Here is a 24,053-nt window from a genome sequence, read left to right on the forward strand (position 1 = left end):
GACTGTGCTGAGCACGAGAAACCAGATATCCGCGACTCTCCGGCGATGACATTCGCGATCCCGAACACCGCTGTGGCGAAGCCGGCTTCTGTGTACGAACCCGTACTTTGCCGGACGGCAAGGAGAAGGGCGAGACCGCTCATCGACAGAGCGGTATGAGGGCCGTGAGGCCGGGGTGCACGACTTGTATCGGCACTGCCAGCAAGTACGACAAGCTTACCGTCCGCTATAACGCAACCGTGCTGGTCGCGGCGATCAAGAAGTGGCTATGACAGGGCTGACGGTGTGCCTGCCTGGCGGCGCCAGCAAGGCGACCAGAGCGTTCGACCTCGGCGGGGCGGCATGCGCGGCCGAGGAAGTGTGCCAGAACCAGCTCCGTGTGGCCGACATGCCAGCCGGCGACCACGTCATCCGGCGTCACCGGCAGGCCGCCGAGCGATTGAATCGCGTCGGCGTATGCCCGGGACACCGTGGGGACGCTCGCCAAGAGCGTCCCGTCCATATCGAAGACAACCGCACGCATGGCTCAAGATCCTGACCCCCTGGTCCCGTTCGACGCCAGGGCTTTCGCGGACACTGGCTGCGCTCGACCGGTGCTGGACCGCCTTGAGGGTGGGACTACGCCCACCGAGCTGTCTCGGCTGGACATTCGAGGCCACTGTGTGAGCGGACAAGGGTGGTGCTAGACAGGGACACCGTGAGAGAGGCAGCTAAGGGCCAAGGCGCCCGGGGCGAGTTCATCAGTCGGCTGGGCGAGGCGATCAGGTCCGTCGCGATCGCGCATCCGCTGAGGGTTGCCATCGACGGGTCGCCCGCCGCCGGGAAGACCACACTGGCCGACGAGCTTGCCGTCGTCCTGCGCGCGGAGGGCCGCGACGTCGTCCGCGCGTCCGTCGACGACTTCCTGGTCCCCCGTGCACAGCGCTACCGGCGCGGCCGGTACTCGGCCGAAGGCTGCTACCTCGACGCCCACGACCACGCCGCGCTGTGCCGGGTCCTGCTCGATCCGCTGGGTCCAGCCGGAGACCGAAGGTTCCAGCACGCGGTCTACGACAGGGACACCGACTCCCCTTCGTCCCCACCGGCCACGACCGCCCCCGCAGACGCCGTCCTGCTCTTCGACGGCGTCTTCCTCCTGCGCCCGGAACTCATCGACCGGTGGGACCTGCGCATCTTCGTGTCCGTCCCCTTCGAGCAGACGGTAGAGCGCGCCCGGGACCGGGAATCCACCGTCGACGCAGCGGACATCGAACGGTCCTGGAACGACCGCTATATCCCCGCCCAGCAGCTCTACTTCGCCACAGCCCGCCCGACCGACCACGCCGACATCATCGTGTACAACGATCACATCCACCGGCCGACCTGGGAAGTCCGACCGCACTCACCGATACACCGCTCCGCGTTCCTGAGGGCCGATCAAGGAGACTCGGACTTATAGAGTCGGGGGATGACGCGCAGTTTGCAGTGCACCGTGCTGGACTGTCCGCGGCCCCGGGAACTCGCCGCGTTCTACCAAGCCCTTCTCGGCGGGGAAGTCGACCGGGCCGACCCGCGATGGTCCCTCGATGACGACTGGTCGACATTGCACCTGCCGGACGGCGGGGTGCTGGGCTTCCAGCGGGCCCACGACTACCGGCCGCCCCGCTGGCCGGACCCGGCCCACCCGCAGCAGTTCCACCTCGACATCGCCGTTGACGACGTTGCGGCGGCCGAGCGCGACGCGCTGGCCAACGGCGCGAAGGTCCTGCGGGACGAGGGCGATTGGGGCGTCTACGAGGATCCGGCGGGCCATCCGTTCTGCCTCGTACCGGAGTGAAAAGACGCCGGGCGGGCGGCCGGACAGCCACCCGCCTCGGTCTCAGACGTCGCCGAACTCGCCGCTCTTGACGGCGGACACGAACGCGGTCCAGCCGTCGGAGGTGAAGGCGAGCTGTGGGCCCAGGGGGTCCTTGCTGTCGCGAACGCGCAGACGGTCGGGGTGGCCGTCGTGCACCTCTACGCAGTTACCGCCGTGCCCGTCGCTGTAACTACTCTTGCGCCAGCTCTGGGTAGTCATCCAGCTCCTTCGCCGCGGATTCGATCCGCTCCAGGGAGGCTTGACACGGCCAGGCTTCCGCCATTAGCCGCGCATACAACTCCTCATGGTGAGCCACCATGACCGGCTCGTCCAGGAGCTTTCCGACGGCGAGACCTTCCACGTACGCCATGGGTGGCTCATCAGCGCAGGTGAAGAGCTGCAAGGGACCTCCCAGGGCCGCATGGGCGCCGATGATGTACGGCAATACATGTACACGTACGCGATGGTTACGGATGAGCCTTGCGAGATGGCGGAGCTGGGTCGCCATCACCTGCCTGCCTCCGACAGGCCGGTGGAGTACGGCCTCGTCGAGCACCACCGTGTATTCGGGTGCCCTGGGATCGTCCAGAATGCCGCCTCGGGCGGTCCTCGCCCGCACCAACTCCTCCAGTTCGTCGTGCGGCATCGTGGGGAACACGGCCCGGAAGACCGCCCGTGCGTACGCCTCCGTCTGCAGTAACCCCGGAACCAAAGTGCCTGCGAACTCCCTGATCCGTACCGCCCGCTGCTCCGCGTCGTACGCCTCCGCGAAATGGTTCGCGATGCCCGCCGGCCTCGCGTCGTTGCATCGCCGGGCGAAGAACCCGTTCGTCTCCAGCACCCGGTCCGCCAGTTCGGCGATCTCCGGCTGCATCCGCCGCCTACCCGTCTCCATGTGACCCACCATGGAGGTGCTGACGAAGAGCATGTCGGCGAGTTGCTTCGTGCTGAGCCCTGCGGCCTCGCGGTGATACCTGAGTTCGTCGCCGAAGAATGCGCGCGTGGAGTGGGACGGATCCTGCCGTACCCACTGTTCGTCGGAGTTCGCCACCACCAGTACCTCCTGTGTCATCGGTCGACAACCGACAGTAGTCAGTACAGGTGACCCGGTACTCCCCCTAGTCCATGTGCGGTGCCTACAACCGTCGTTGTGCGCCGGTCTTGACAGGCCGAACCCCCTGGAAGAAAGTTTCACCGTTCCCGCGCGTTCGGAAGGATTCTTTCAGGAGGGGTTGGGATCATGACGGGTCAGTTGGGCCGGCGGCGCTTCGCCGCCGGTGTTGTTGCTACTGGAGGTGCGCTCTTCGTGGTCCCCGGTTCCACCGGACTCCCCGCTCACGCCGCAGAGGCACCGTCCGGCGCGCCCGTGCTGCGGCGCGGGAGCGGCGCGCGGGCCGGCTTGCTGGAGCCGCATTTGCGGCAACTGGTGGCCGACGCGGAGACGTTCCTCGGCCCTTCGCCGAAGTATCCGTGGTACGCGGGGGCCGTCATTCTCGCCGGGCGTGGGCGGACGGTCGCGTTGGAGCGGGCGATCGGGAAGGCCGTGCGCTACGAGCGGTACGACGAGGCGACCGACACGGGTGTCGAGTTGCCGCCCGAGCAGCAGGTCGACATGTCGATGGAAACCGTCTTCGACCTCGCTTCCGTCTCCAAGCTTTTCACCTCTCTCCTCGCCGTGCAGCAGATCGAGCGCGGTGCTCTCACCCTCGAAGCACCCGTGGCTTCCTACCTCCCGGAGTTCGGCGCCGCGGGCAAGCAGGACATCACCATCCTTCAACTACTGACGCACACCTCCGGTTTCGCCTCCTGGATCCCGCTGTACGCCGAGCCGACGTGGGAGGCCAAGCTCGCGCGGCTGTGGCGGGAGGCGCCGGTCAATCCGCCGGGGACCAAGTACCTCTACTCCGACCTCAACCTGATCAGCCTCCAGCTCGTACTGGAGAAGATCACGGGGAAGTCCCTGGACCGCCTCCTCGCCGACGACATCACCGGACCCCTCGGTCTGGACCACACGCGCTACAACCCGCCCGCCGCCTGGCTTCCCCGCATCGCCGCCACCGAGGACGCGCGCAAGCCGTGGTCGGGGCTGGACCGGGGGATGGTGCGGGGGGAGGTGCACGACGAGAACGCGTACTCCTTCGGCGGGGTCGCCGGGCACGCCGGGCTGTTCTCCACCGCGTGGGACCTGGCGATCCTCTGCCGGACCCTGCTCAACGGCGGGGCGTACGGGCGGACGCGGATCCTGGAGCGGGAGTCGGTGGAGCTGATGTTCACCGACTTCAACACCGACTTCGGGGGTGATGAGCACGGGCTCGGCTTCGAGCTGTACCAGCACTGGTTCATGGGCGCCATGGCCACGCCGGAGTCCGCCGGGCACACGGGCTTCACCGGCACGGCGCTGGTCATCGACCCGACGACCGACACCTTCCTCGTTCTTCTCGGCAACTCCGTCCATCCGGTGCGCAGCTGGCGCAGCGGCAGCGCACCGCGGGTGGCGGCGGGGAAGAACCTGGCGCGTGCGGTGGCGGTGCGGCCGGAGGACGGGCGTACGGCGTGGTTCAGCGGGATGGCGAATCAGCAGACGTCGACCCTCACGCTGCCCGAGGTGACGGTGCGGGACGCGCGTGCGGCGCTGGAGTTCGCACTGTGGTGGGACACCGAGCCGCAGTGGGACAAGGTCTACCTGGAGGCGTCGGCGGACGACGGCGGGACGTGGGAGCCGGTGCCGTTCACGAGCCGCCGCCTGCGCGGCGGGGGCGTGCAGGAGCACGCGGAGGGCACGGCGGACGGGTGGTCCGGGCGGGTGTGGCACCGGGCGTCTGCGGAGCTGGGCGCGTGGCGCGGGCGGCCGCTGCGGGTGCGGTGGCGGTATGTGACGGACCGGCAGTACGTGGGTCGCGGGGTGTACGTGGACGACGTACGGGTGACGGACGGGCGCCGGGTGCTCTTCGACGACGGGCGGCGGGGCGACGCGGAGCGGGTGGAGCTGGACGGCTGGACGGCGTCGGCGGACTGAGCCCGCGGGCGCGGGGGGCGCTTCACGGCGGCCCCCGCGCCGGGTTCGTACGGGACGGGGTGGCGGGCGCGCGCCCCGACCTACTGTCCCAGCGCCGCCATCGCCGCGTTGTGGCCCGGGATCCCGCTCACTCCCCCGCCTCGTACCGCGCCCGCCCCGCACAGCAGCACGTTCGCGTGCTGCGTCTCCACGCCCCAGCGGCCCGTCTCCTCCGTCGCGTACGGGAACGCCAGCTCGCGGTGGAAGATGCTGCCGCCCGGGAGCCGCAGGTCCCGCTCCAGGTCGAGCGGGGTCTTCGCCTCGATGCAGGGGCGGCCTTCGGCGTCGGTGGCGAGGCAGTCGGCCAGCGGCTCGGCGAGGTGGGCGTCGAGCTGGGCGAGGGTGGCGCGCAGCAGCTCGTCCCGGGTGGCGTCGTTGTCGGCGGCGAAGAGGCGGGCGGGCGTGTGGAGGCCGAAGAGGGTGAGGGTCTGGTAGCCGTCGCGGACCAGGTCGTCGGCGAGGATCGACGGGTCGGTCAGGGAGTGGCAGTAGATCTCGGACGGCGGCGCCTGCGGGAGCCCGCCGGCGGCGGCCTCCCGATAGGCGGTCTCCAGGTCCGCGTAGCCCTCGGCGATGTGGAACGTACCGGCGAATGCCTGCCGGGGGTCCATGCGCTCGTCGCGCAGCCGCGGGAGGCGCCGCAGCAGCATGTTCACCTTGAGCTGCGCGCCCTCGGGGGCGGGGCGCGGCGGGTCCTCGCCGAGGAGTTCGGCGAGGGCGGCGGGTGAGGCGCCGACGAGCACGGTGCGCGCGGCGACGGTCCCTTCGCCCTCCGCGTTCCGGTACGTGACCTCCGCCTGCTCGCCGTCCGTGTCCAGGGCGACGGCCTCGTGCCCGGTGGCGATCTCCGCGCCCGCCGCGCGGACGGCGGTCGCCAGAGCGTCGGTGAAGGCGCCCATGCCGCCGACGGGGACGTCCCAGTCGCCGGTGCCGCCGCCGATGACGTGGTAGAGGAAGCAGCGGTTCTGGGCGAGGGACGGGTCGTGGGCGGAGGCGAAGGTGCCGATGAGTCCATCGGTGAGCACGACGCCGCGCACCAGGTCGTCGGCGAAGGTCTCCTCCACGGTCTCGCCCAGGGGCCGTTCGAAGAGCGCGCGCCAGGCGTCGTCGTCGCCGATACGGGCGCGCAGCTCGCCGCGGGTGGGCAGGGGCTCGGTGAGGGTGGGGAAGACGCGCCGGGCGACGTCCTGCGTCATGCCGTAGAACCGCTGCCAGGCGTCGAACTCGTGGTCACCGCCGGTCAGGGCGGCGAAGGACTCCCGGGTGACCGAGCCGGGGTCGGTCTCGACGAGGAGCCCGGTGGGCCGGCCGGCGCGGACGGCGGGGGTGTAGGAGGAGACGGCGCGCTTGCGCACGGCGAAGGCGAGCCCGAGGTCGTCGACGATGGTGCGGGGCAGGAGGCTGACGAGGTACGAGTAGCGCGACAGCCGGGCGTCGACACCCGGGAACGTACGGGCGGAGACGGCGGCACCGCCGGTGTGGTCCAGACGCTCCAGCACGAGCACGGACCGCCCGGCACGGGCGAGGTAGGCGGCGGCGACGAGCCCGTTGTGACCGCCGCCGACGACGACGGCGTCGTAGCTGCTACGGAGGGACATGGCTCTTGGTAACACGGAAGATCGCGGCGGGCCAGAGGGACACGGGGCGCCTGCGGGCGGCGACCGGGGGCGGGTGCCGGCGGGCGGGGTGCCGGGAGCGTGCCGTGGAGAGAGTTTCGAGGTCAGGGGCTCGTCGGATCGGTCCGCGTGGGGACGTAAGCGGGCGGCGGTGCGAGGGGGCGGGGCCGGGTGTGCGTCGGCCGGGCCGCATACGGCCCGTGCGTGACGCGGCGGCGCCACGGGCGCCGGGGCCGCCTCAGCCCGAGGCGCGGCGGGAGGCCGCCAGGCGGTAGACCTCCGCCGCTTCTGCCGTGCGGCCCAGTTGCTCCAGGCAGTGGGCTTCGTCGTGGCGGCTCGACAGGGTCTCCGAGTGGGCCGCGCCCAGGGTGCGTTCGCGGGCGCGGGCGACCTCGCGGTGGACCGTCAGCGCCTCCGCCCAGCGGTTCAGCCAGCCCAGCGCGACCGCGATCTCGCGGCGGCCCGCGAGCGTGTCGGCGTGTTCGGGGCCGAGGGCCCGTTCGCGTACCGCCGTGACCTCGCGGGCCTCCGTCAGCGCCTCCTGCCAGCGGCCGAGGCGGCCGAGGGTGACACAGCGGATGTGGCGGGCGCGGAGCGTTTCGGGGTGGCGGGTGCCGAGGGTCTGGGTGCGGTCGGCGATGAGGGTCTCGTAGTGGCCGAGGGCCTCCTCGTGCCGGCCGAGGCGGCCCAGGCAGATGCCCGCCTCGTAGCGCGCGGCCTGGGTGTCGGGGTGGTCGCGGCCGAGGGTGGCGGCGCGGGCGGCGGCGACCTCGCGGTACGTCGCGAGGGCCTGCTCCCAGTGGCCGAGGCTGCCGAGCGCGTGGCCGACCTCGTAGCGGGTGACGAGGGTGTCGGGGTGGTCGGCGCCGAGCACGCGGGTGCGGACGGCGGTGACCTCGCTCGCGACGCGGTAGGACTCCTCGTAGCGGCCGAGGCGGCTGAGGGTGTACGCGAGGTTGTGGCGGCAGCGCAGGGTGTCGGGGTGTTCGTAGCCCATGGTCCGCTCGCGGTCCGCGAGCACGCCGCCGTAGACCTCCAGCGCCTCGGCGTGCCGGTTGAGTTGCCCGAGGGCGTACGCGGTCTCCTGCCGGACGGCGAGCGTGTCGACGTGCTCCCGGCCGAGCCGCCGCTCCCTGCCTGCGGCGGCGGTCCTGAACTCCTCCAGCGCCTCGGCGGTGCGGCCCAGCCGGGCGAGGCACAGGCCGGTCTGGTGGCGGGAGGAGAGGGTGTCGGGGTGGTCGCCGCCGAGCGCGGCCCCGCGTTCGGCGCCGAGGGCGCGGTGGGCGGCGGCGGCTTCCTCCCACCGGCCGAGGCGGGCGAGGCTGACGGCCGCGTCGTGTCGCCCGGCGAAGGCGTCGAGGACGTGCTGGGGGGTGGAGGGCCGGCCGGGCTGGGTGGTGGGGGGCGCGTAGGGGTGCGGCGGGTGGGTGGAGTGGGGCGGGGTGTGGAAGGAGGGGGGCGCGTGGGAGAAGGGGTGGTGCCCGGTGGGGGCACCGGAGTTGTCGGGGAGGGGCCCGTACACGCTTGGGGCGCCGCCAGAGCCGTGGGCGGGGTCTCGGGAAGGGTCGGCACCAGCCGCGGGCCCACCCACGCCATACGCCACGTCGGGACCCGGGCCGTACGGCGGGGGTGGGCCTGCGGCGTAGGCGGTGGCCGGGCTCGGCGTGCCGCCCGGGCCGTAGGTACCGTTCGTGGGGATGCCCGGGCCCGTGCCCCGCTCCGGCCACGTGGGCGGGGGCGTGCCGTTCGTCGGGGGCCAGGTGCGTAGCAGCGCGTCCTCCGGGCGGCCGTGCTCCGGGGTCGCGCGGGGCGCGCGTACGGAGCGGGCGCCCGCCGTGAGGCCGACCGTCCACGCCGGCAACCCGGCCTCACCGCTCCCGCGGCTCTCCCTCGGGGTCGCTCCCTCCTCCCGCGCCTGCCCGTCCTCCCCGCTCTCCCGGCCTCCTCCGCTCCCCTGCCCCGTCCCGTTACCCCGGCCCGCGGCCTCCGCCGCCGCGCGGCTCCCGCGCAGCCGCGTCGACAAGTCGCCCGCGTCCGCCGGCCTGTCCTCCGGGGCCTTCGCCAGCAGGTCGAGCACCACCCGTTCCAGCGGCTCCGGGATCTCCGGGCGGTGCGTGCGCAGCGGTTCCGGCGGGGTGTCGCGGTGGCCGACGAGGATCGCCCAGGCGTCGTCCATGTCGAACGGGGGGACGCCGGTGGCGAGTTCGTACAGCACGCAGCCCAGCGAGTACAGGTCGCTGCGGTGGTCAATGCCCCCGCCGCCGGAGATCTGCTCCGGCGACATGTAGTGCGGCGTGCCCATGGCCATGCCCCCCGCGCCGGTGAGGCGCGAGGTGAAGCCGATGTCGTGCGCGAGGCGCGCGATGCCGAAGTCGAGGATCTTCACCGTGCCGTCGCCGAGGCGCATGATGTTCGCGGGCTTCAGGTCCCGGTGCACGACGCCCTGGTCATGGGTGTACGCGAGCGCCGCCGCGACCTGCTCCGCGATGTCGATGATCTCCTCGACCGGCAAGGGCCGGTGGCCGCCCGCCTCCAGCAACTGGCTGAGGTTGCGGCCCTGCAGCAGCTCCATGACGAGATACAGCACGCCCTCGTCCTCGCCGAAGTCGTGCACGACGGTGACGCCGCGGTGCTGGAGCAGCGCCGCGACACGGGCCTCGCGGCGGAAGCGTTCCTGTATCGCCGTGGACAGCGGGTGTCCCTGGCGGTGCTGGCCCGCGGGCTTCAGGCACTTGACGGCCACGCGGCGGCCCAGGGACTCGTCGCGGGCCTGCCAGACCTCGCCCATGCCGCCGCGGCCGAGGAGTTCGAGCAGCCGGTAGCGGCCCTGGATCAGCCTGGTCTCCGCCATCTCCCCCTGCCGCCCCCGCTGTCGCTGCCGCCGCCTCGTCGTCACTCGTGGCTGTTACCCGTGGCCTTATCCCCCGACTCGTCCAGTATGGCTGCCGTTCGTACGAGGGTGGAAGGCGAGGGCCGCGATGTGGGACCGAGGCGGTCCACGGCTTTCAGGATGTTTCGCGGCGGCAGCCGCCAGCGCAGCCCGGCGGGTACGGCGCGCAGCAGCGCGGCCGTCGCGCGCAGCCTGCGGTCGACCACGGCGGGCGGGGGCGCGGGGCGGCCGTAGAGTTCGTGCGCGATCGGCGGCAGCGTGGCGTACGCGAGGCCGGCGACCCGGCGCCAGAGCAGGCGGCGGGCGGGGACGAGGAGCGCGTTGACGGGCGGGCGGCGCAGGAAGGCGTCGACGTCGGCGGCCTCGGGTGTCGCGGCCAGCTCGGGGGCCACATCGGAGAAGTACGCGGCGAGGTCGGCGGTGTCGCCGGGGACGGCGGCCGGGTCGAGGCCGACGAGGCGGGCGGCGGTGCGCTGTTCGCGTAGGTAGGCGTCGGCGTACGCGTCGGGGATCGTCAGGCCGGAGCGGCGGGCGACGTCGAGGTAGGAGCCGACCTCGGCGCAGTGCACCCAGAGCAGCAGCGCGGGCTCGTCCACGCGGTACTGCTCGCGGGTGTCGGGGTCGACGGCGCGCAGCCGGCGGTGGATGCCGCGGACGCGCGCGCCGGCGCGTTCCGCGGCGGGGGCGGCGGCGTAGGTGACGGTGCCGACGAAGGCGGCCGTGCGCATGAGCCGGCCCCAGGCGTCGGCGCGGAAGTCGGAGTTCTGCATGACGCCGCGGACGGCGCGCGGGTGCAGCGCCTGGAGGTAGAGCGCGCGGACCCCGCCGATCCACATCACCGGGTCGCTGTGCAACTGCCAGGTCACGGACGCCGGCCCGAACAGCCCCGGATCCGGCTCCCCCTCGGGCACGCCCATACGGACCCCTCCCCAACGGCGCGCGGGCGCCCGCCGTGCGCCGGGTCCATTGTCACCCGCCGGGCGCGCACGCCGGAGCCCGGGTTCCGGCCCGGTTCGTACGGGCGAAGGGGGCGTCCGGGGTCAGGTGGCGGCCGGGGTCAGGTGGCGGCCGGGGGGCGTACGCGGATCTTGGACTGGCCGTGCGGCAGCTTCTCCCAGTCCGCCATGAACTCCGCCCGCAGCCCGTGCTTCTGCGCCAAGCCCACCAGCGTCTCGGTGCGGTAGTAGAAGTCCTCCCGCAGCACGTGGTGTTCCTCGGTCTCCGTACGGTCGAAGGTGAAGTCGAACCACCCGTCGGGCCGCAGCACGCGGCCGACGTGCGCGAGGCACTCGTCGATGACGTGCGGCGGGGAGTGCGAGAAGACGCTGTGCGCGTGGACGACGCGGAAGTGCGCGGCCGGGAGGAAGGCGAAGGTCAGGTCGCGTACGGGCGTCAGGCGCGGCAGCTTGTCCTGCAGTTCGTGCCGCACGATGGTGTCCTGGGCGGCGAAGAGGATGTCAGGGGAGATGTCGAGGCCGTAGTAGCGGCCGCGCTCCAGGTAGTCGATGAAGCGCCAGCCGGCCCGCAGGTTGCCGCAGCCGATCTCCAGCATGCGGTCGCCCGGCCGCAGCCCGTGCTCCACGAGGTAGTCGAACTGCATCTTGCCCAGCGCCAGCCAGCGGTCGTGCGACTTGCTGCCCACGGCCGCCTCCGGGTCGGCGGAGTCGGACCGCATCACGGCGCGGTAGTACGCGACGTGGTCGCGGGGGTGGCGCAGCCGCAGCCAGGCGTCGCGGCCGGCGCGGGCGAGGTAGCGGGGGACGCGGCCAGGGTGGCGGGCGGCGTAGCGGACGCGGTGGGTGAGGGTTGTCCGGTTTGCTGTCAGGTTCTTCCGCGGCAAGGTGCACCCCTGGTGAATTGCGGTGGAACGAGCGTGGGAGGGATGGGGGACGTCAGTCGTACGGGCCGGACGGTGGCCGCAGAGTCTAGGTGCCGAACACGCATACGCAAGCGGGCCGCACCGACGAGCGTCCGTTCGGGCGACGGTTGCCCGACTTCCCGTACGGGTGTACCTCCGACGCCTGCCCAGGGAGTGACCGGGACCGCCGCTGCCGTGATACTGGGCAAGCCAGAGCCGATCGTCACCGGGCACGAACGCCACCGGAGGTACCCATGCGAATGCTCATCAACGTGCCGGAGACCGTCGTGCCGGACGCCCTGCGCGGCATGGCCGCCGCCCACCCCGACCTGACGGTCGACGTCGAGAACCGGGTGGTGGTCCGGCGGGACGCGCCCGTCACCGACAAGGTCGGCCTGGTCTCCGGCGGCGGCTCGGGGCACGAGCCGCTGCACGCCGGCTTCGTCGGCCCCGGGATGCTGGACGCCGCGTGCGCCGGCGAGATCTTCACCTCGCCCGTCCCCGACCAGATGACGCGCGCCGCGGCGGCCGTGGATGCCGGCCGGGGCGTGCTGTTCATCGTGAAGAACTACACCGGCGACGTGCTGAACTTCGACATGGCCGCCGACCTCGCCCAGGACGAGGGCATCCAGGTCGCCAAGGTGCTCGTGGACGACGACGTGGCGGTGACCGACAGCCTCTACACGGCGGGCCGGCGCGGCGTCGGCGCCACGCTGTTCGTCGAGAAGATTGCCGGGGCGGCGGCCGACGAGGGCGCGCCGCTGGAGCGGGTGGAGGCGCTGGCCCGCAAGGTCGTGGAGTCCTCGCGCAGCTTCGGCATCGCGCTGAGCGCGGTCACGACGCCGGCCAAGGGCAGCCCCACGTTCGACCTGCCGGACGGCGAGCTGGAGCTGGGCATCGGCATCCACGGCGAACCTGGCCGCGAGCGGCGGCCGATGATGACGTCACACGAGATCGCGGACGTGACCGTGGACGCCGTGCTGGAGGACCTGCGGCCCTCGGGCCCGGTGCTGGCGCTGGTCAACGGCATGGGCGCGACCCCGCTGATCGAGCTGTACGGCTTCAATGCGGAGGTGCAGCGGGTGCTGACGGAGCGGGGCGTGTCGGTGGCCCGTACGCTCGTCGGGAACTATGTGACGTCGCTGGACATGGCGGGGGTCTCGCTGACGCTGTGCCAGGCGGAGGAGGAGCTGCTGCGGCTCTGGGACGCGCCGGTGCGGACGCCGGGGCTGCGCTGGGGGATGTGAGGTCCCGCGGTACGGGGCCCGCACACCGGTCCCGTAGCGGCAGGTCCGACGGAGTGTGCAGAAGCAGGTACGAGAAGGGATGCGGCACGTGCTCGACGCGGAATTCTTCCGCCGCTGGATGCTCACCACCGCGGCGGCCGTCGACCAGGAGGCCGACCGCCTCACCGAGCTCGACTCGGCGATCGGCGACGCTGACCACGGCGCCAACCTGAAGCGCGGCTTCACCGCCGTGCGCGCGGCGCTGGAGGACGAGCCACCGCAGACGCCGGGTGCGGTGCTGGTGCTCTCCGGGCGGCAGTTGATCTCGAAGGTCGGCGGCGCCTCGGGGCCGCTGTACGGGACGCTGCTGCGCGCCACCGGCAAGGCCCTCGGCGACGACACGGAGGTCACGGACGCGGCGCTGCGCGCGGCGCTCGACGAGGGGGTGGGCGCGGTCGCCAAGCTCGGCGGTGCGGCGCCCGGTGACAAGACGATGCTCGACGCACTGACCCCGGCCGTGGCGGCGCTCGGCGACGGCTACGGCGCGGCGCGCGCGGCGGCCGACAAGGGCGCGGAGGACACCATTCCGCTGCGGGCCCGCAAGGGCCGGGCCTCGTACCTCGGCGAGCGCAGCATCGGCCACCAGGACCCGGGCGCGACGTCGTCGGCGCTGCTGGTCGGCGCGCTGGCCGACGCGGTGGAGGCGGTGTCCGGTGACTGAGGGCCCGCTGGTCGGCCTCGTGCTGGTCTCGCACAGCGCCGCGGTCGCCGAGTCGGTGGCCGGGATGGCGGTCGCGCTGGCGGGCGTGGACACGGTGGCCGTCGAGCACGCGGGCGGCACGGCGGACGGCGGCTTCGGCACGGACGCGGACCGCATCGCGGCGGTGGCGCGGGCGGCGGACCGGGGCGCGGGCGTCGGGCTGCTGGTGGACCTGGGCAGCGCGGTGCTGACGGTGAAGTCGCTGGTGGAGGACGAGGAGTTGCCGGCGGGAGCGCGGCTGCTGGACGCGCCGTTCGTGGAGGGCGCGGTGGCGGCCGTGGTCACCGCGTCGACGGGGGCGGACCTGGACGCGGTGGAGGCGGCGGCGCAGGAGGCGTACGGGTACCGCAAGGTCTGAGCGGGCCCGCGGCGTCCTAGGGGCGGCCGGGGCAGACGTGCGCCGGGGGATCCCGTCGGTGGTGGTCCGGATGGGAGCGCTCGCGGCGGGGAAGGCAGTCGAAGGTATGAGCGGCGCCGGCGTGCGCCGCCGGAGTCGGCGTGCGCGCGGAGGCGCCGCCGGGAACGAAGGGGCGGGACCGTGAAGATAGCCGTGTTCGGTGCGGGCAGCATCGGCTGCCATCTCGGCGGCATGCTGGCGGAGGTGGCCGACGTGACCTTAGTCGGCCGGCCGGCGGCGATGGACGTACTGCGCTCCCGCGGCCTGCTGCTGACCGGCGGCGGGCGGGCGGACCGCCGCGTCGCACCGGCCGAGATACGCCTGGCGACCGGGGCACAGGCCGCCGCGGGGGCGGACTACGTACTGGTCACCGTGAAGTCCGCGGCCACCGCGCAGGCCGCCCGCGAGCTGGCCGGGCACCTGGCCCCCGGCGCGACGGTCGTCAGCTTCCAGAACGGGCTGCGTAACCCGGCGGTGCTGAGCCAGGGGCTGCCGGGGCGGGCGGTGGTCACGGGGATGGTCCCGTACAACGTGGTGCAGGCGGCCCCCGGCGTGTTCCACCAGGGGACGGCGGGCGTGCTGATGGTCGACGGGGGCGAGCGCTCGGCACCGCTGGTGGTGGCGATGACGCAGGCGGGGCTGGAGATCGAGCAGCGCGAGGACATGCCCGACGTACAGCACGCGAAGCTGCTGATGAACCTCAACAACGCGATCAACGCGCTGTCCGGGCTGCCGCTGCGGGAGCAGTTGGGGCAGCGCGCGTACCGCGCCTGCCTGGCGCTCTGCCAGCGCGAGGCGCTGGCCGCCTTCCGCGCGGCGAACCTGGCCCCCGCCCGCCTGGGGCCGGTGCCGCCGGGCCTCATGCCGCTGGTGCTGCGCCTGCCCGACTGGCTCTTCCGCCGCCTGGCGGCGGCGACGCTGCGCGTGGACGAGCAGGCCCGCTCGTCGATGTGGGACGACCTCCAGCAGGGCCGCCCCACCGAGATCGACACGCTGCAGGGCGAGGTGACGGGGCTGGCGGCGCGCCACGGCCTGCGGGCACCGGCGAACGCGCGGCTGGCGGAGCTGGTCCTGGAGGCGGAGTCCAGCAAGCCGGGCGAGCGGCGCCACTGGGGCGGCGCGGAACTGCTCGCGGAGCTGACGGCGGTGACGGGCGGCGCGGGGGGCTGAGGGAGCGGCCGAGGGCTGGGGGGCGCGGAGGGCTGAGATAACGGCTGAGAGGGGCGCGGAGGGCCGGCAGAGCGGCTGAGGGGGCGTGGGCAGCGTTCTACGCGCCCGGTGTCGCCGCCGCCTCCGCGAACCACGTCGGGCCGTCCGCGAGCGCCAGCCGGATCCGGTGGCGGGCGAAGTCCTCCAGGCCGGCCGGCAGCGCGTCCGGGGCGAACCAGCCGACCTCCAGCCCCTCGTCGTCGTTGACCCGGGCCTCACCGCCCGTCGCGTGGCAACGCAGCGTGATGTCCATGAACTGGCACTTGTCCCCGTTCGGGTACTCGATCGGGTCCAGCCCCTCCACCCCCACGACCCGCTCCACCGTGCACACGACGCCCGTCTCCTCGCGCACCTCGCGGACCGCCGCCTGCGCCGGCTGCTCGCCCGGCTCAGGGATGCCGCCGACGATGCTCCACCGGCCCGTGTCGGCGCGCCGGTGGAGCAGCACCCGGCCGTCGTCGACGACGACGGCGCTGATGCCGGGGAGGAAGAGCAGTTGCTGGCCGGCGGTCGCGCGCAGCTCGCGGATGAAGTCGGGTGTCGCCATGGTCGTAAGCGTAAACGAGCCCGGCGGGCGGCCGGGAAACGCCGTGTGACCGGCAGACTACGCCTCGGCCGTGCCGCCGGTGAGGGGGTGGCGCAGGCGGTCGCGGATGGCGCGCACGGCCTCTTCCGCGTTGTCGACGGTGATCGTGAAGTCGTGGTCGTTCGCGAGCCGCAGCACCAGGCCCTCGCCGCGGCGCACGACCACGGCGGTGCCCTTGCCGGGGCGCCAGCGGTAGCCCCAGCCGCCCCAGTGGCGGGGCGTGACGCGGGGCTCGAAGTCGGCGGCGAGCACCTCGGTCAGGGGGATGCGGCGGCGCGGCAGGCCGAAGTGGCCGCAGCGGATCTCCAGCGCGTGGTCGTCGACACTGACCGCCACGTGCACGAAGGCCAGGGTGCCGGCCAGAACCAGCAGTCCCGCGGCGATGCAGCCGACGACGGACATGACCAGCGGGGCGAGCCCGCCGGTCCAGGGCGCCTCGATGGCCAGCTCGATGCCGAGGGCCATACAGGCAGCGCCGACCAGGGCGAGCAGCCACTGCACACGGCTCGTGGCCCGCCCGGTCCAGACAAAGGGGCGGTCGTCCTTCATACCCCCGAGGGTACGCCAGCCGGGCGGCGGCGGCAGTGCGGCCGGCGGCTATCCGGGTACGGCCCCGGAGCGGGCCGGGGCACCGGCCAGCAGCCGCCCCTCCGCGTACCCGAGGGCGGCGGGCGGCAGGGCGCCGGGGCGGCCGGAGAGGAGGACGGTGAGACCGCCGGAGGGCGCCGCGGCGGGGTCGGGGGCGGCGCCGATACGGCGCAGTACCTGCCCGGCGACGGCGCCGGCGGAGCCGTAGAGCGCCGGGGCCGGGGCGGCGGGCTGCCGGACGGCCGCGCGAATGCGTTCGCCGACCAGCTCGTAGTGGGTGCAGCCGAGGACCACGGCGGTGACGTCGCGGGGGGTGCGGGCGGCGGCCGCGGCGATGGCGGCGTCGACGGCCGCCTCGTCGCCGTGCTCGACGGCGTCGGCGAGGCCGGGGCAGGGCACCTCGGTGGCGGCGACACCGCCGGCGAAGTCGCGGATCAGCCGGCGCTGGTAGTCGCTGCCGGTGGTGGCGGGCGTCGCCCAGACGGCCAGCGGGCCGCCGCCGGCGGCGGCGGGCTTCACGGCGGGCACGGTGCCGACGACGGGCAGCGCGGGCTCCAGCTCGGCGCGGAGCGCGGGCAGGGCGTGTACGGAGGCGGTGTTGCAGGCGACGACGAGCGCGTCGGGCCCGTACGCGACGGCGGCCCGCGCACACGCGAGCACCCGCTCCCCCAGGTCCCCGGGCTCCCGGGGCCCCCAGGGCATGCCGTCGGGGTCGGAGGACAGCACGAGCTCGACATCGGGCCGCAACCGCCGCACGGCGGCGGCGGCGGGCAGAAGCCCGAGCCCGGAATCCACAAGCGCGATCTTCACGCCGGTCACTGTAGTGCCTCCGGCAGGGCGACGGAGCCGGCCGATCCGCGACCCACCGGCAGCTCGCCGCCCCGGCACGGACCAGGGACGCAGCGCCCCGGGGCGGGCAGCGTACGCGGGCTGCGCACGATTCGCCGCGGCGTGAGCCGGGCGGCGGGTGGCCGCGCGCAGGGACCGGCATGAGGGTCGGCCGGCTCCCGCACCGGCGTCCGCCGCGACCCGCCCCGTGGTGCTCGCCCCGGCGGCGGCGGCGCGGGAGACTTGGCGCGTGACTCTTCTGGCGTGGATCGTCCTGTTTTCGCTTGCCGCCTGGGGCTGGTTGCTGCTCGGGCAGGGGCTCTTCTGGCGGACCGACGTGCGGTTGCCGCTGCGGCCGCCCCCCGCGCAGTGGCCCTCCGTGGCGGTCGTCGTGCCCGCGCGGGACGAGGCCGCCGTGCTGCCCGACAGCCTGCCGTCCCTGCTGGCGCAGGCGTATCCGGGGGAGGCCCGGGTGTTCCTCGTCGACGACGGCAGCACCGACGGCACCGCCGAGACCGCCCGTGCGCTCGCGGAGAAAGCCGGGGACCGCGCCCTTCCGCTCACCGTCTCCTCCCCCGGTGAGCCTCCCGAGGGGTGGACCGGGAAGCTCTGGGCGCTGCGGCACGGCATCGAGCAGGCGTACCGGGCCGACGCCGAGTATCTGCTGCTCACCGACGCCGACATCGCCCACCGGCCCGAGAGCCTGCGGGAGTTGGTCGCCGCCGCCGAGGCCGGCGGGTACGACCTCGTGTCGCAGATGGCCCGGCTGCGTACCGCCACCGGCTGGGAGCGGCTGGTCGTGCCGGCGTTCGTGTACTTCTTCGCCCAGCTCTACCCGTTCCGCTGGGTCAACCGCGCCGGCGGCAGGACAGCCGCCGCGGCCGGCGGCTGCGTGCTGCTCAAGGCCGACGCCGCCCGCCGGGCGGGGATCCCCGAGGCGGTGCGCGGGGCGCTCATCGACGACGTGTCCGTCGCGCGGGAGGTCAAGCGCACCGGCGGACGGATCTGGCTGGGGCTCGCCGAGCGGGTCGACAGCGTGCGTCCTTACCCGCGCCTCGCCGAGCTGTGGGGGATGGTCTCGCGCAGCGCGTACGCCCAACTCCGGCACAATCCGCTGCTGCTGGCCGCCGCCGTGGGCGGGCTCGCGCTGGTGTACCTCGTGCCGCCGCTGGCGGTGGCCGCCGGGCTGCTGGGCGGCGCGCCCGCCGTCGCCGTCGCGGGCGCGCTCGCGTGGGCGGTGATGGCGGGGACGTACCTGCCCGTGCTGCGGTACTACGGACAGCCGCCGTGGGCCGCCGCGCTGCTGCCGTTCACGGCCGGGCTGTATCTGCTCATGACGGTGGATTCGGCCGTACGGCACCACCGCGGCAAGGGCGCCGCGTGGAAGGGGCGTACGTACGCGTGAACGCACGCGTACGTACGCACGAGTAGCTCAACTCCCCCCGTCCACCTGCTCTTTACAGAATCTCAACACGTCGAGAAGCCTGATTTACCCTTGTTGACACGCATTGATAAGGGTCGGTCACTTGGAACCCGCAAAACAACCCTCTTATCGGTCTCCCCAACGACCACATCGTGGGCTTAACTTATGGGGTATGACCTCCCCCCGCCCGTACGGCAGTGGCTACTATGCCGCGCCTGCTTTCCCCGACACCCCGATCTACGACAGTCTGGTCGAAGAGCGGGGTACCCCCCAGATCGCCCCGATCCGGGTGCCTTCGTACGACTCCGGCCCCCACCTGCCGGCCCTGCCCGCGCCCCGCGCCGCCCTGCCGCCCGCCCCGGTACCGGCGCCGGCGCCCGCTCCCGCGCCGCACCCCCACCAGCCGCACGGGACGCACATCGCGCACACCCCGCAGCCGACGGTCTACGGCCACCAGCCCGCCCCCCAGCCGGCCCCGCCGCAGCCGTTCATACCGCAGCAGCCTCAGCCCGCCCGCTGGGACCAGGGGTACGAGCAGCAGCGCCCCCAGCCGCAACAGCCGCGCCCGCAGCAGCAGTCGGCGCCCCCGGGATACGAGGCGATGCGCCCCGTCGCCCCGCGGCCCGCGCCGCCGCAGCCGGCCCAGCCCGCCCGTCCTGCGTCCCCGCAGACGTACGCGGATCAGTACGCCAGGCCGTACTACCAGGACGGACAGCGCTACTGAGCACCGGCCGGCCCTGAACAGTGGCCGGCCGACCTCGCCGCGCGCGCTACGGTGGTGCCTCAGCCAAGCCGACGCACGAGGTGGGGGCAGAGCAGGACATGGCACAGGGCTCCGTCCAGGTCACGCACACCGGCTCCGTAAGGACCGGGCGATGGCGCCGGCGCACCGGGGAGTACGGGTCGCTCGCGGCGGCCCTGGAGGCCGCGGGCGACGGTGACGTGCTGTCGCTGGCCCCGGGCACGTACCGGGAAAACGTCGTGCTGGAGCGGGCGGTGACGCTGCGCGGCCCGGGCGGCGCGGTCGGCTCCGTCCGCATCGCGCCGGCCGACGGCGTGGCGCTGACCGTCCGGGCGTCCGCGGTGGTCGAGGGGCTGCACGTCGAGGGGGAGGACGCGGCGGTCCCGGCGGTGCTCGTCGAGTCGGGCCGGCCGGAGCTGACCGGGCTGCGGGTCGTCACCCGCTCCGCCGCGGGCATAGAGGTCCGCGGCGACGCCCGGCCCACGGTCCGCCGCTGCGCCGTCGACAACCCGGCCGGTACGGGGGTCACGTTCGCCGACGGGTCCGGCGGCGCGCTGGAGGGCTGCGAGGTGCTGGCCGCCGGGCGCAGCGGCGTCGCGGTGCGCGGCGGTTCGAGCGCCCACCTGTCGCAGTGCCGCATCCACCACGCGGGCGGCGCCGGGCTGCTGCTCACCGGCGAGGGCAGCACGGTCGAGGCGGTGGGCTGCGAGGTCTACGAGATCAAGGGCGCCGGTGTGCAGTTGACGTCCCGCGCCACCGGGGAGCTGACGGACTGCACGGTGCACCGCACCTCAGGGGACGGCATCTCGCTCGACACCGAGGCGGTCGTCACGCTCACCGACTGCGAGGTCCACGACGTCCCGGAGAACGCCGTGGACCTGCGCTCGCGCGCGCAGGCGAAGCTGGCGCGGGTCACCGTGCGCCGGTTCGGGCGCAACGGCCTGTCGGTGTGGGACGCGGGCACGCGCGCCGAGGCGGCGCAGTGCGAGATCCACGACAGCACCGGCGACTATCCCGCGGTGTGGGTGAGCGACGGCGCCGCCGCGTCGTTCACGTCCTGCCGGGTGCACGACGTGCCCGACGCGCTCGTGGTCCTCGACCGCGGCTCGGCGGTCGAGGCGACGGACACCGACCTCGCGCAGATCCGCGGCACGGCGGTGTCGGTGAGCGACGGCGCCACGGTCGCGCTGGAGCAGTGCCGGATCCGGGACGCGGCGACCGGCGCCTGGTTCCGCGACCACGGCAGCGGCGGCACGGTGCGGGACACCACGGTCGACTCGGTCGCCTCGGGGATCATCGTCACCAAAGGCGCGGACCCGGCGGTGGAGGGCTGCACGATCACCTCGCCCACGGAGGCCGGAGTGTTCGTCTCCGCGGCGGGGCGCGGCTCGTTCACCGGCTGCCGCGTCACCGGGAGCCTCGGGTACGGCTTCCACGTCATCGACGGCTGCCGTTCGACCCTGACCCGCTGCCGTACGGAGCGCTGCGCGCGCGGCGGCTACGAGTTCGCGGACGCGGGCCCGTCCGCGCCCGAGGGCTCAGGCGGCGGCCCCGTCGTGGAGGACTGCACGAGCGACGAGAGCGCGGAGACGGCGAGCGCCCGCCCCACCGTGCCCGCCGCCCGCACCGAGCCGGAACCTGACGGCCTGCTGGGCGCGTTCGCGCCGCAGCAGGCGGGTGCGGCGGGTGCCGTACGGCAGGCGGTCGAGGCGCAGCCCGCGGCCCGGCCCGCCCGGGAGGTGCTGGCGGAACTGGACGCGCTCGTCGGGCTGGAGAACGTCAAGCGCGAGGTGCGGGCGCTGACCGACATGATCGAGGTCGGCCGGCGGCGCCGGCAGGCGGGTCTGAAGGCCGCCTCGGTCCGCCGCCACCTGGTCTTCACCGGCTCCCCCGGCACCGGCAAGACGACCGTGGCGCGGATGTACGGCGAGATCCTGTCGTCGCTGGGCGTGCTGGAGCGCGGGCACCTGGTGGAGGTCTCCCGGGTCGACCTGGTCGGCGAGCACATCGGCTCGACGGCGATCCGTACCCAGCAGGCGTTCGAACGCGCCCACGGCGGCGTGCTGTTCATCGACGAGGCGTACGCGCTGGCGCCCGAGGACTCGGGCCGCGACTTCGGCCGCGAGGCCATCGACACGCTCGTGAAGCTGATGGAGGACCACCGCGAGTCGGTCGTGGTGATCGCCGCCGGCTACACCACGGAGATGGAGCGGTTCCTCGCCGTCAACCCCGGGGTGGCCTCGCGCTTCTCCCGGACCATCACCTTCGGCGACTACACCGCGGAGGAACTGCTGCGGATAGTCACGCAGCAGGCCGAGGAGCACGAGTACCGGCTCGGTGACGGTACGGACGAGGCGCTGCTGAAGTACTTCACCGTGATCCCCAAGGGCGCCGGCTTCGGCAACGGCCGTACCGCGCGGCAGACGTTCGAGGCGATGGTGGAGCGGCACGCCGGTCGCGTGGCCCAGCTTCCGGACCCCACGACCGACGAACTGACGCTCCTCTACGCGGACGACATCCCGGTTCTGCCCTGAGCCGCCACGCCGTCCGCGGTCTCCGCGTCCGGCTCCCCCGCGGGCCGCGGCACCTGCCGCGGCCACTCCTCCGCGGGTGCGGCGGGGGCGACGGAGATGCGGGCGATCAGCTCGGCGCGCTCGACGGCGAAGGCCGGGTCGGCCTGGTAGTCGGAGTGCGCGTTGATCGCGGCGGGCAGCGGGTGTTCCGGCGTGCGCTCGAAGGCGAGCGGGTCCTTGAGCGGCTTGCGGTCGACGTCGCTGGGCCGCCCGTCCGGAGGCGTGGGCCGCACCGGGCCGCCGATGGGGTCGGTCAGCCGCCACAGGTTGCGCCAGGCGTGCGTCTGGTCGTCGAGTTCCGCCAGCGCCCGGTCGCCGAAGTACGCAGGGAACCAGCGCCCGTAGAGCCGGCGCAGCGGTGACCCGTACGTCAGCAGCGCGACCCGGCCGCGGATGTCCGGGTCGAGCTGCCAGACCGCGGCGGCGGCGAGCACGCTGCCCTGGGAGTGCCCGGAGATGACCAGGCAGCCGCCGGTGCGGGTGGTCCAGGTGCTGGTCCGCCAGGCGAGGTCGGGCACGGCGCGCTCGGCGTAGCAGGGGGGCGCGAAGGGGTGGGCGGCGCGCGGCCAGAAGGTGCCGACGTCCCAGAGGATCCCGACGGTGCGGCGCGACTTGGGATCCCGGTACGCCTGCCGGCCCATGGCCAGCAGCAGGATGACCCCGGCGCCCATCATCCAGGAGCCGAGCGCCTGCCCGGTCTGGGCCAGCCCCGGCAGCGGTCCCGGGGCGCCGCGGGCGGCCCTGCCGGGGACCTCGTCGGTGAGCCAGGCGCCGAGGACGGCGCCCGCGCCGAGGACCAGGGTGGCGAGCGCGGCGGCGCCGAGCGCGGGCGGCGCGTCGTCGGTGAGCCGGGCGCGGGCGATGGCGCCGGCGATGCGTCCGGTGCGCGGGTCGTTGTCCTCGGTGTAGCGGTGCTCGGTGGGGTAGAGCCCGGCGACCTCGGTGGCGATCCGGCGGCGCAGCACCCACATCCGCCAGCCGCCGGCCAGCGCCAGCAGCAGCACGAGCAGGGCGATCACCGGTATCGCCGTGGCCTGCCAGGAGAGCACCACGGGCGGCCCTGCGAGCGGGCCGTTCTCGCCGGGGGTGGCGCCGCGGTCCAGCCAGTCGGCGACGCGCTGGGCGATGCCGCCGGAGAAGACCCCGGCCACGGCGCTGGCCAGCAGTGCCACGCAGGCGCCGCCGAGGCCGCGCAGCGCGGGCGGCTCGCCGGTGGCGCGGCGCTGGAGCAGCAAGCCGGTGACCGCGAGCCCGGCGGCGAGCACGCCCTGCGCCACGGCGAGGCCGCCGAAGACCGACGTGCCGGGCAGCCGGCCGGTGGAGACCCAGTCGGGCCGGGACCAGGCGGTGTGCACGAGCACCGCCGCCAGCAGCGCGAGCGCGGCGAGGGGCAGGGCCCGTACGGCGCGGCGGTCCTCGCCCATGTCCGGCTCCGCCTCCGTACGGCCCGAGCGGCACACCAGGGCGACGACGGCGATCCAGCCGGCGGCGGTCAGGGCGCCGAGGACCCAGCCGGTGGCCCGGAGCCCGCCGCCGGTGTCGTCGTCGGCCGCGACGGTGACGGCGATGAGCGCGGAGGCGACGGCGAGGAGTCCGGTGGCGGTGTGCGCGGCGCGCAGCCGGGCCACCAGGCGGCGCCCGTACCAGAAGCCGGGCAGGGACAGCGCGGGCTGCTCACCGGCCGCGCCGGGAGCGCCCGCGCGCGGCGAGGGCTTGGCCGACTCGTAGATGCTCCAGGTGCGCCGCGACAGCCACCACAGCAGCGCCGTCAGCAGCACGGGCACCAGCGCGGCCAGCGCGAGCCGCCGGCCGGGCCCGCCGAACCAGCCGCCGGACTCGGCGGACATGAAGCCGAGCCACGACTTGCCGGCGACGCAGTGGGTGCTGCCCGCGCACTGCCAGGCGAGCAGGTCGAGTGTCACCTCGCCGGCGGCCAGCACGAACTGCACGGTGAGCGTGAGCGCGAAGATCCGCACGAGGACGTCGTACGCCCGGTGCGCGCCGTGGTGCGACGGGGCGGCGGGGCGCATCCAGTGGGCGAGGTTGGCGATCATGAAAGGGAGGAGGACCAGCCACAGCGCGCGGGCGCCGTTACCCGAGGTCAGGTTCGACCAGCAGTACGCCTCCTGCACCGGCTCGGTACGGGATCCGCCGCCTTCGCCGCGCTGCTCCCCCGCTGCTCCCCCCGCGGACTCCTCCGCCCGCACGTCGTCCGTACGGCGGTGGATGCCGGCCGTGCGGTCGCCGGTGACCAGTTCCGTGCGTGGGTCCCCCAGCATCTCCTGCGGGGTGGCCCCGCCGACGCCGTGGACCAGCAACTCCAGCGCCGGCTGCGGCGCGGTGCCTTCGGTTCCGTCCGTCCCGCCCGGCGGTGTACGCCCCTTGGCGCTCAGCGCTTCCGGCTGCATGCCTCTCGCCCCCCCGTACCGTCCTGCGGTCACTACCGGTGTCCAGCATCCCGGGAT

21 protein-coding genes are annotated in these 24,053 nt (G+C 74.1%); 10 read left to right on the forward strand and 11 right to left on the reverse strand.

Going from position 1 to position 24,053, the window contains the following annotated elements; translation table 11 throughout:
• Positions 1 to 226: 226 nt before the first annotated feature.
• On the reverse strand, positions 227 to 523 hold the full coding sequence (locus OG946_RS02815) for an HAD family hydrolase (protein ID WP_326794569.1): 297 nt from the start codon (positions 521 to 523) through the stop codon (positions 227 to 229).
• 174 nt (positions 524 to 697) lie between these two features.
• Here OG946_RS02815 and OG946_RS02820 point away from each other — a divergent pair, with 174 nt between their 5' ends.
• Both OG946_RS02820 and OG946_RS02825 read left to right on the forward strand, forming a co-directional pair.
• Complete coding sequence (locus OG946_RS02820) at positions 698 to 1,438, forward strand: cytidylate kinase family protein (RefSeq protein WP_326794570.1); 741 nt, start codon at positions 698 to 700, stop codon at positions 1,436 to 1,438.
• 9 nt (positions 1,439 to 1,447) lie between these two features.
• Positions 1,448 to 1,816 carry a VOC family protein gene (locus OG946_RS02825; protein ID WP_326794571.1) on the forward strand — a complete coding sequence of 123 codons (369 nt, stop codon included), beginning with the start codon at positions 1,448 to 1,450 and terminating at the stop codon, positions 1,814 to 1,816.
• A gap of 42 nt (positions 1,817 to 1,858) precedes the next feature.
• Here the strand turns inward: OG946_RS02825 and OG946_RS02830 are convergent, their stop codons facing one another.
• A complete protein-coding gene (locus tag OG946_RS02830; RefSeq protein WP_326794572.1) occupies positions 1,859 to 2,056 on the reverse strand; it encodes a DUF397 domain-containing protein in 198 nt (65 codons plus the stop codon).
• A complete protein-coding gene (locus OG946_RS02835) occupies positions 2,028 to 2,909 on the reverse strand; it encodes a helix-turn-helix domain-containing protein (protein WP_326794573.1) in 882 nt (293 codons plus the stop codon). Before OG946_RS02835 ends, OG946_RS02830 begins: the two co-directional genes overlap by 29 nt.
• Before the next feature lie 168 nt (positions 2,910 to 3,077).
• On the opposite strand from OG946_RS02835, the gene OG946_RS02840 reads away from it, so the two are divergent.
• Complete coding sequence (locus OG946_RS02840) at positions 3,078 to 4,853, forward strand: serine hydrolase (RefSeq protein WP_326794574.1); 1,776 nt, start codon at positions 3,078 to 3,080, stop codon at positions 4,851 to 4,853.
• Between the two features lie 80 nt (positions 4,854 to 4,933).
• Here OG946_RS02840 and OG946_RS02845 read toward each other — a convergent pair whose 3' ends face one another.
• The 4 genes from OG946_RS02845 to OG946_RS02860 form a co-directional block, all read right to left on the reverse strand.
• The gene (locus OG946_RS02845) at positions 4,934 to 6,490 is read right to left on the reverse strand and encodes a phytoene desaturase family protein (protein WP_326794575.1); all 1,557 of its coding nucleotides are present in this window, start codon (positions 6,488 to 6,490) and stop codon (positions 4,934 to 4,936) included.
• A 256-nt stretch (positions 6,491 to 6,746) separates the two neighbouring features.
• Complete coding sequence (locus OG946_RS02850) at positions 6,747 to 9,359, reverse strand: serine/threonine-protein kinase (protein ID WP_326794576.1); 2,613 nt, start codon at positions 9,357 to 9,359, stop codon at positions 6,747 to 6,749.
• Positions 9,360 to 9,400: 41 nt separating this feature from the next.
• Positions 9,401 to 10,315: an oxygenase MpaB family protein gene (locus OG946_RS02855; protein WP_326794577.1), complete on the reverse strand. Its 915-nt coding sequence runs from the start codon at positions 10,313 to 10,315 to the stop codon at positions 9,401 to 9,403.
• 140 nt (positions 10,316 to 10,455) lie between these two features.
• Positions 10,456 to 11,238 carry a class I SAM-dependent methyltransferase gene (locus OG946_RS02860; protein ID WP_326794578.1) on the reverse strand — a complete coding sequence of 261 codons (783 nt, stop codon included), beginning with the start codon at positions 11,236 to 11,238 and terminating at the stop codon, positions 10,456 to 10,458.
• A 272-nt stretch (positions 11,239 to 11,510) separates the two neighbouring features.
• Between OG946_RS02860 and dhaK the strand changes: the two genes are divergently transcribed.
• The 4 genes from dhaK (at position 11,511) to OG946_RS02880 (ending at position 14,809) form a co-directional block, all read left to right on the forward strand.
• The gene (dhaK, locus tag OG946_RS02865) at positions 11,511 to 12,503 is read left to right on the forward strand and encodes a dihydroxyacetone kinase subunit DhaK (protein ID WP_326794579.1); all 993 of its coding nucleotides are present in this window, start codon (positions 11,511 to 11,513) and stop codon (positions 12,501 to 12,503) included.
• Between the two features lie 88 nt (positions 12,504 to 12,591).
• A complete protein-coding gene (dhaL, locus tag OG946_RS02870; RefSeq protein WP_326794580.1) occupies positions 12,592 to 13,203 on the forward strand; it encodes a dihydroxyacetone kinase subunit DhaL in 612 nt (203 codons plus the stop codon).
• Positions 13,196 to 13,600, forward strand: a complete 405-nt coding sequence (locus OG946_RS02875; RefSeq protein ID WP_326794581.1) for a PTS-dependent dihydroxyacetone kinase phosphotransferase subunit DhaM — start codon at positions 13,196 to 13,198, stop codon at positions 13,598 to 13,600. Before dhaL ends, OG946_RS02875 begins: the two co-directional genes overlap by 8 nt.
• Before the next feature lie 180 nt (positions 13,601 to 13,780).
• Complete coding sequence (locus OG946_RS02880) at positions 13,781 to 14,809, forward strand: 2-dehydropantoate 2-reductase (RefSeq protein WP_326794582.1); 1,029 nt, start codon at positions 13,781 to 13,783, stop codon at positions 14,807 to 14,809.
• Between the two features lie 97 nt (positions 14,810 to 14,906).
• On the opposite strand, the gene OG946_RS02885 is transcribed toward OG946_RS02880, so the two are convergent.
• From OG946_RS02885 to OG946_RS02895, 3 genes are read right to left on the reverse strand one after another with little or no spacing between them, the layout of a single operon-like run.
• Positions 14,907 to 15,395 carry an NUDIX hydrolase gene (locus OG946_RS02885; protein ID WP_326794583.1) on the reverse strand — a complete coding sequence of 163 codons (489 nt, stop codon included), beginning with the start codon at positions 15,393 to 15,395 and terminating at the stop codon, positions 14,907 to 14,909.
• A 57-nt stretch (positions 15,396 to 15,452) separates the two neighbouring features.
• Positions 15,453 to 15,983: a hypothetical protein gene (locus OG946_RS02890; RefSeq protein WP_326794584.1), complete on the reverse strand. Its 531-nt coding sequence runs from the start codon at positions 15,981 to 15,983 to the stop codon at positions 15,453 to 15,455.
• Between the two features lie 48 nt (positions 15,984 to 16,031).
• A complete protein-coding gene (locus OG946_RS02895) occupies positions 16,032 to 16,832 on the reverse strand; it encodes a glutamate racemase (RefSeq protein WP_326794585.1) in 801 nt (266 codons plus the stop codon).
• Between the two features lie 268 nt (positions 16,833 to 17,100).
• Between OG946_RS02895 and OG946_RS02900 the strand changes: the two genes are divergently transcribed.
• The 3 genes from OG946_RS02900 to OG946_RS02910 all read left to right on the forward strand — a co-directional run bounded on the left by OG946_RS02900 (position 17,101) and on the right by OG946_RS02910 (position 21,549).
• The gene (locus OG946_RS02900) at positions 17,101 to 18,255 is read left to right on the forward strand and encodes a glycosyltransferase (protein WP_326794586.1); all 1,155 of its coding nucleotides are present in this window, start codon (positions 17,101 to 17,103) and stop codon (positions 18,253 to 18,255) included.
• Between the two features lie 190 nt (positions 18,256 to 18,445).
• Positions 18,446 to 18,997, forward strand: a complete 552-nt coding sequence (locus tag OG946_RS02905) for a DUF6643 family protein (protein WP_326794587.1) — start codon at positions 18,446 to 18,448, stop codon at positions 18,995 to 18,997.
• A gap of 98 nt (positions 18,998 to 19,095) precedes the next feature.
• Positions 19,096 to 21,549 carry a right-handed parallel beta-helix repeat-containing protein gene (locus OG946_RS02910; protein WP_326794588.1) on the forward strand — a complete coding sequence of 818 codons (2,454 nt, stop codon included), beginning with the start codon at positions 19,096 to 19,098 and terminating at the stop codon, positions 21,547 to 21,549.
• Here OG946_RS02910 and OG946_RS02915 read toward each other — a convergent pair.
• Positions 21,519 to 23,996 carry a hypothetical protein gene (locus OG946_RS02915; RefSeq protein ID WP_326794589.1) on the reverse strand — a complete coding sequence of 826 codons (2,478 nt, stop codon included), beginning with the start codon at positions 23,994 to 23,996 and terminating at the stop codon, positions 21,519 to 21,521. The two genes, OG946_RS02910 and OG946_RS02915, sit on opposite strands and share 31 nt — an antisense overlap.
• Positions 23,997 to 24,053: the final 57 nt, after the last annotated feature.

Source organism: Streptomyces sp. NBC_01808, from assembly GCF_035917395.1.
In the GTDB taxonomy this organism is placed as follows: domain Bacteria; phylum Actinomycetota; class Actinomycetes; order Streptomycetales; family Streptomycetaceae; genus Streptomyces.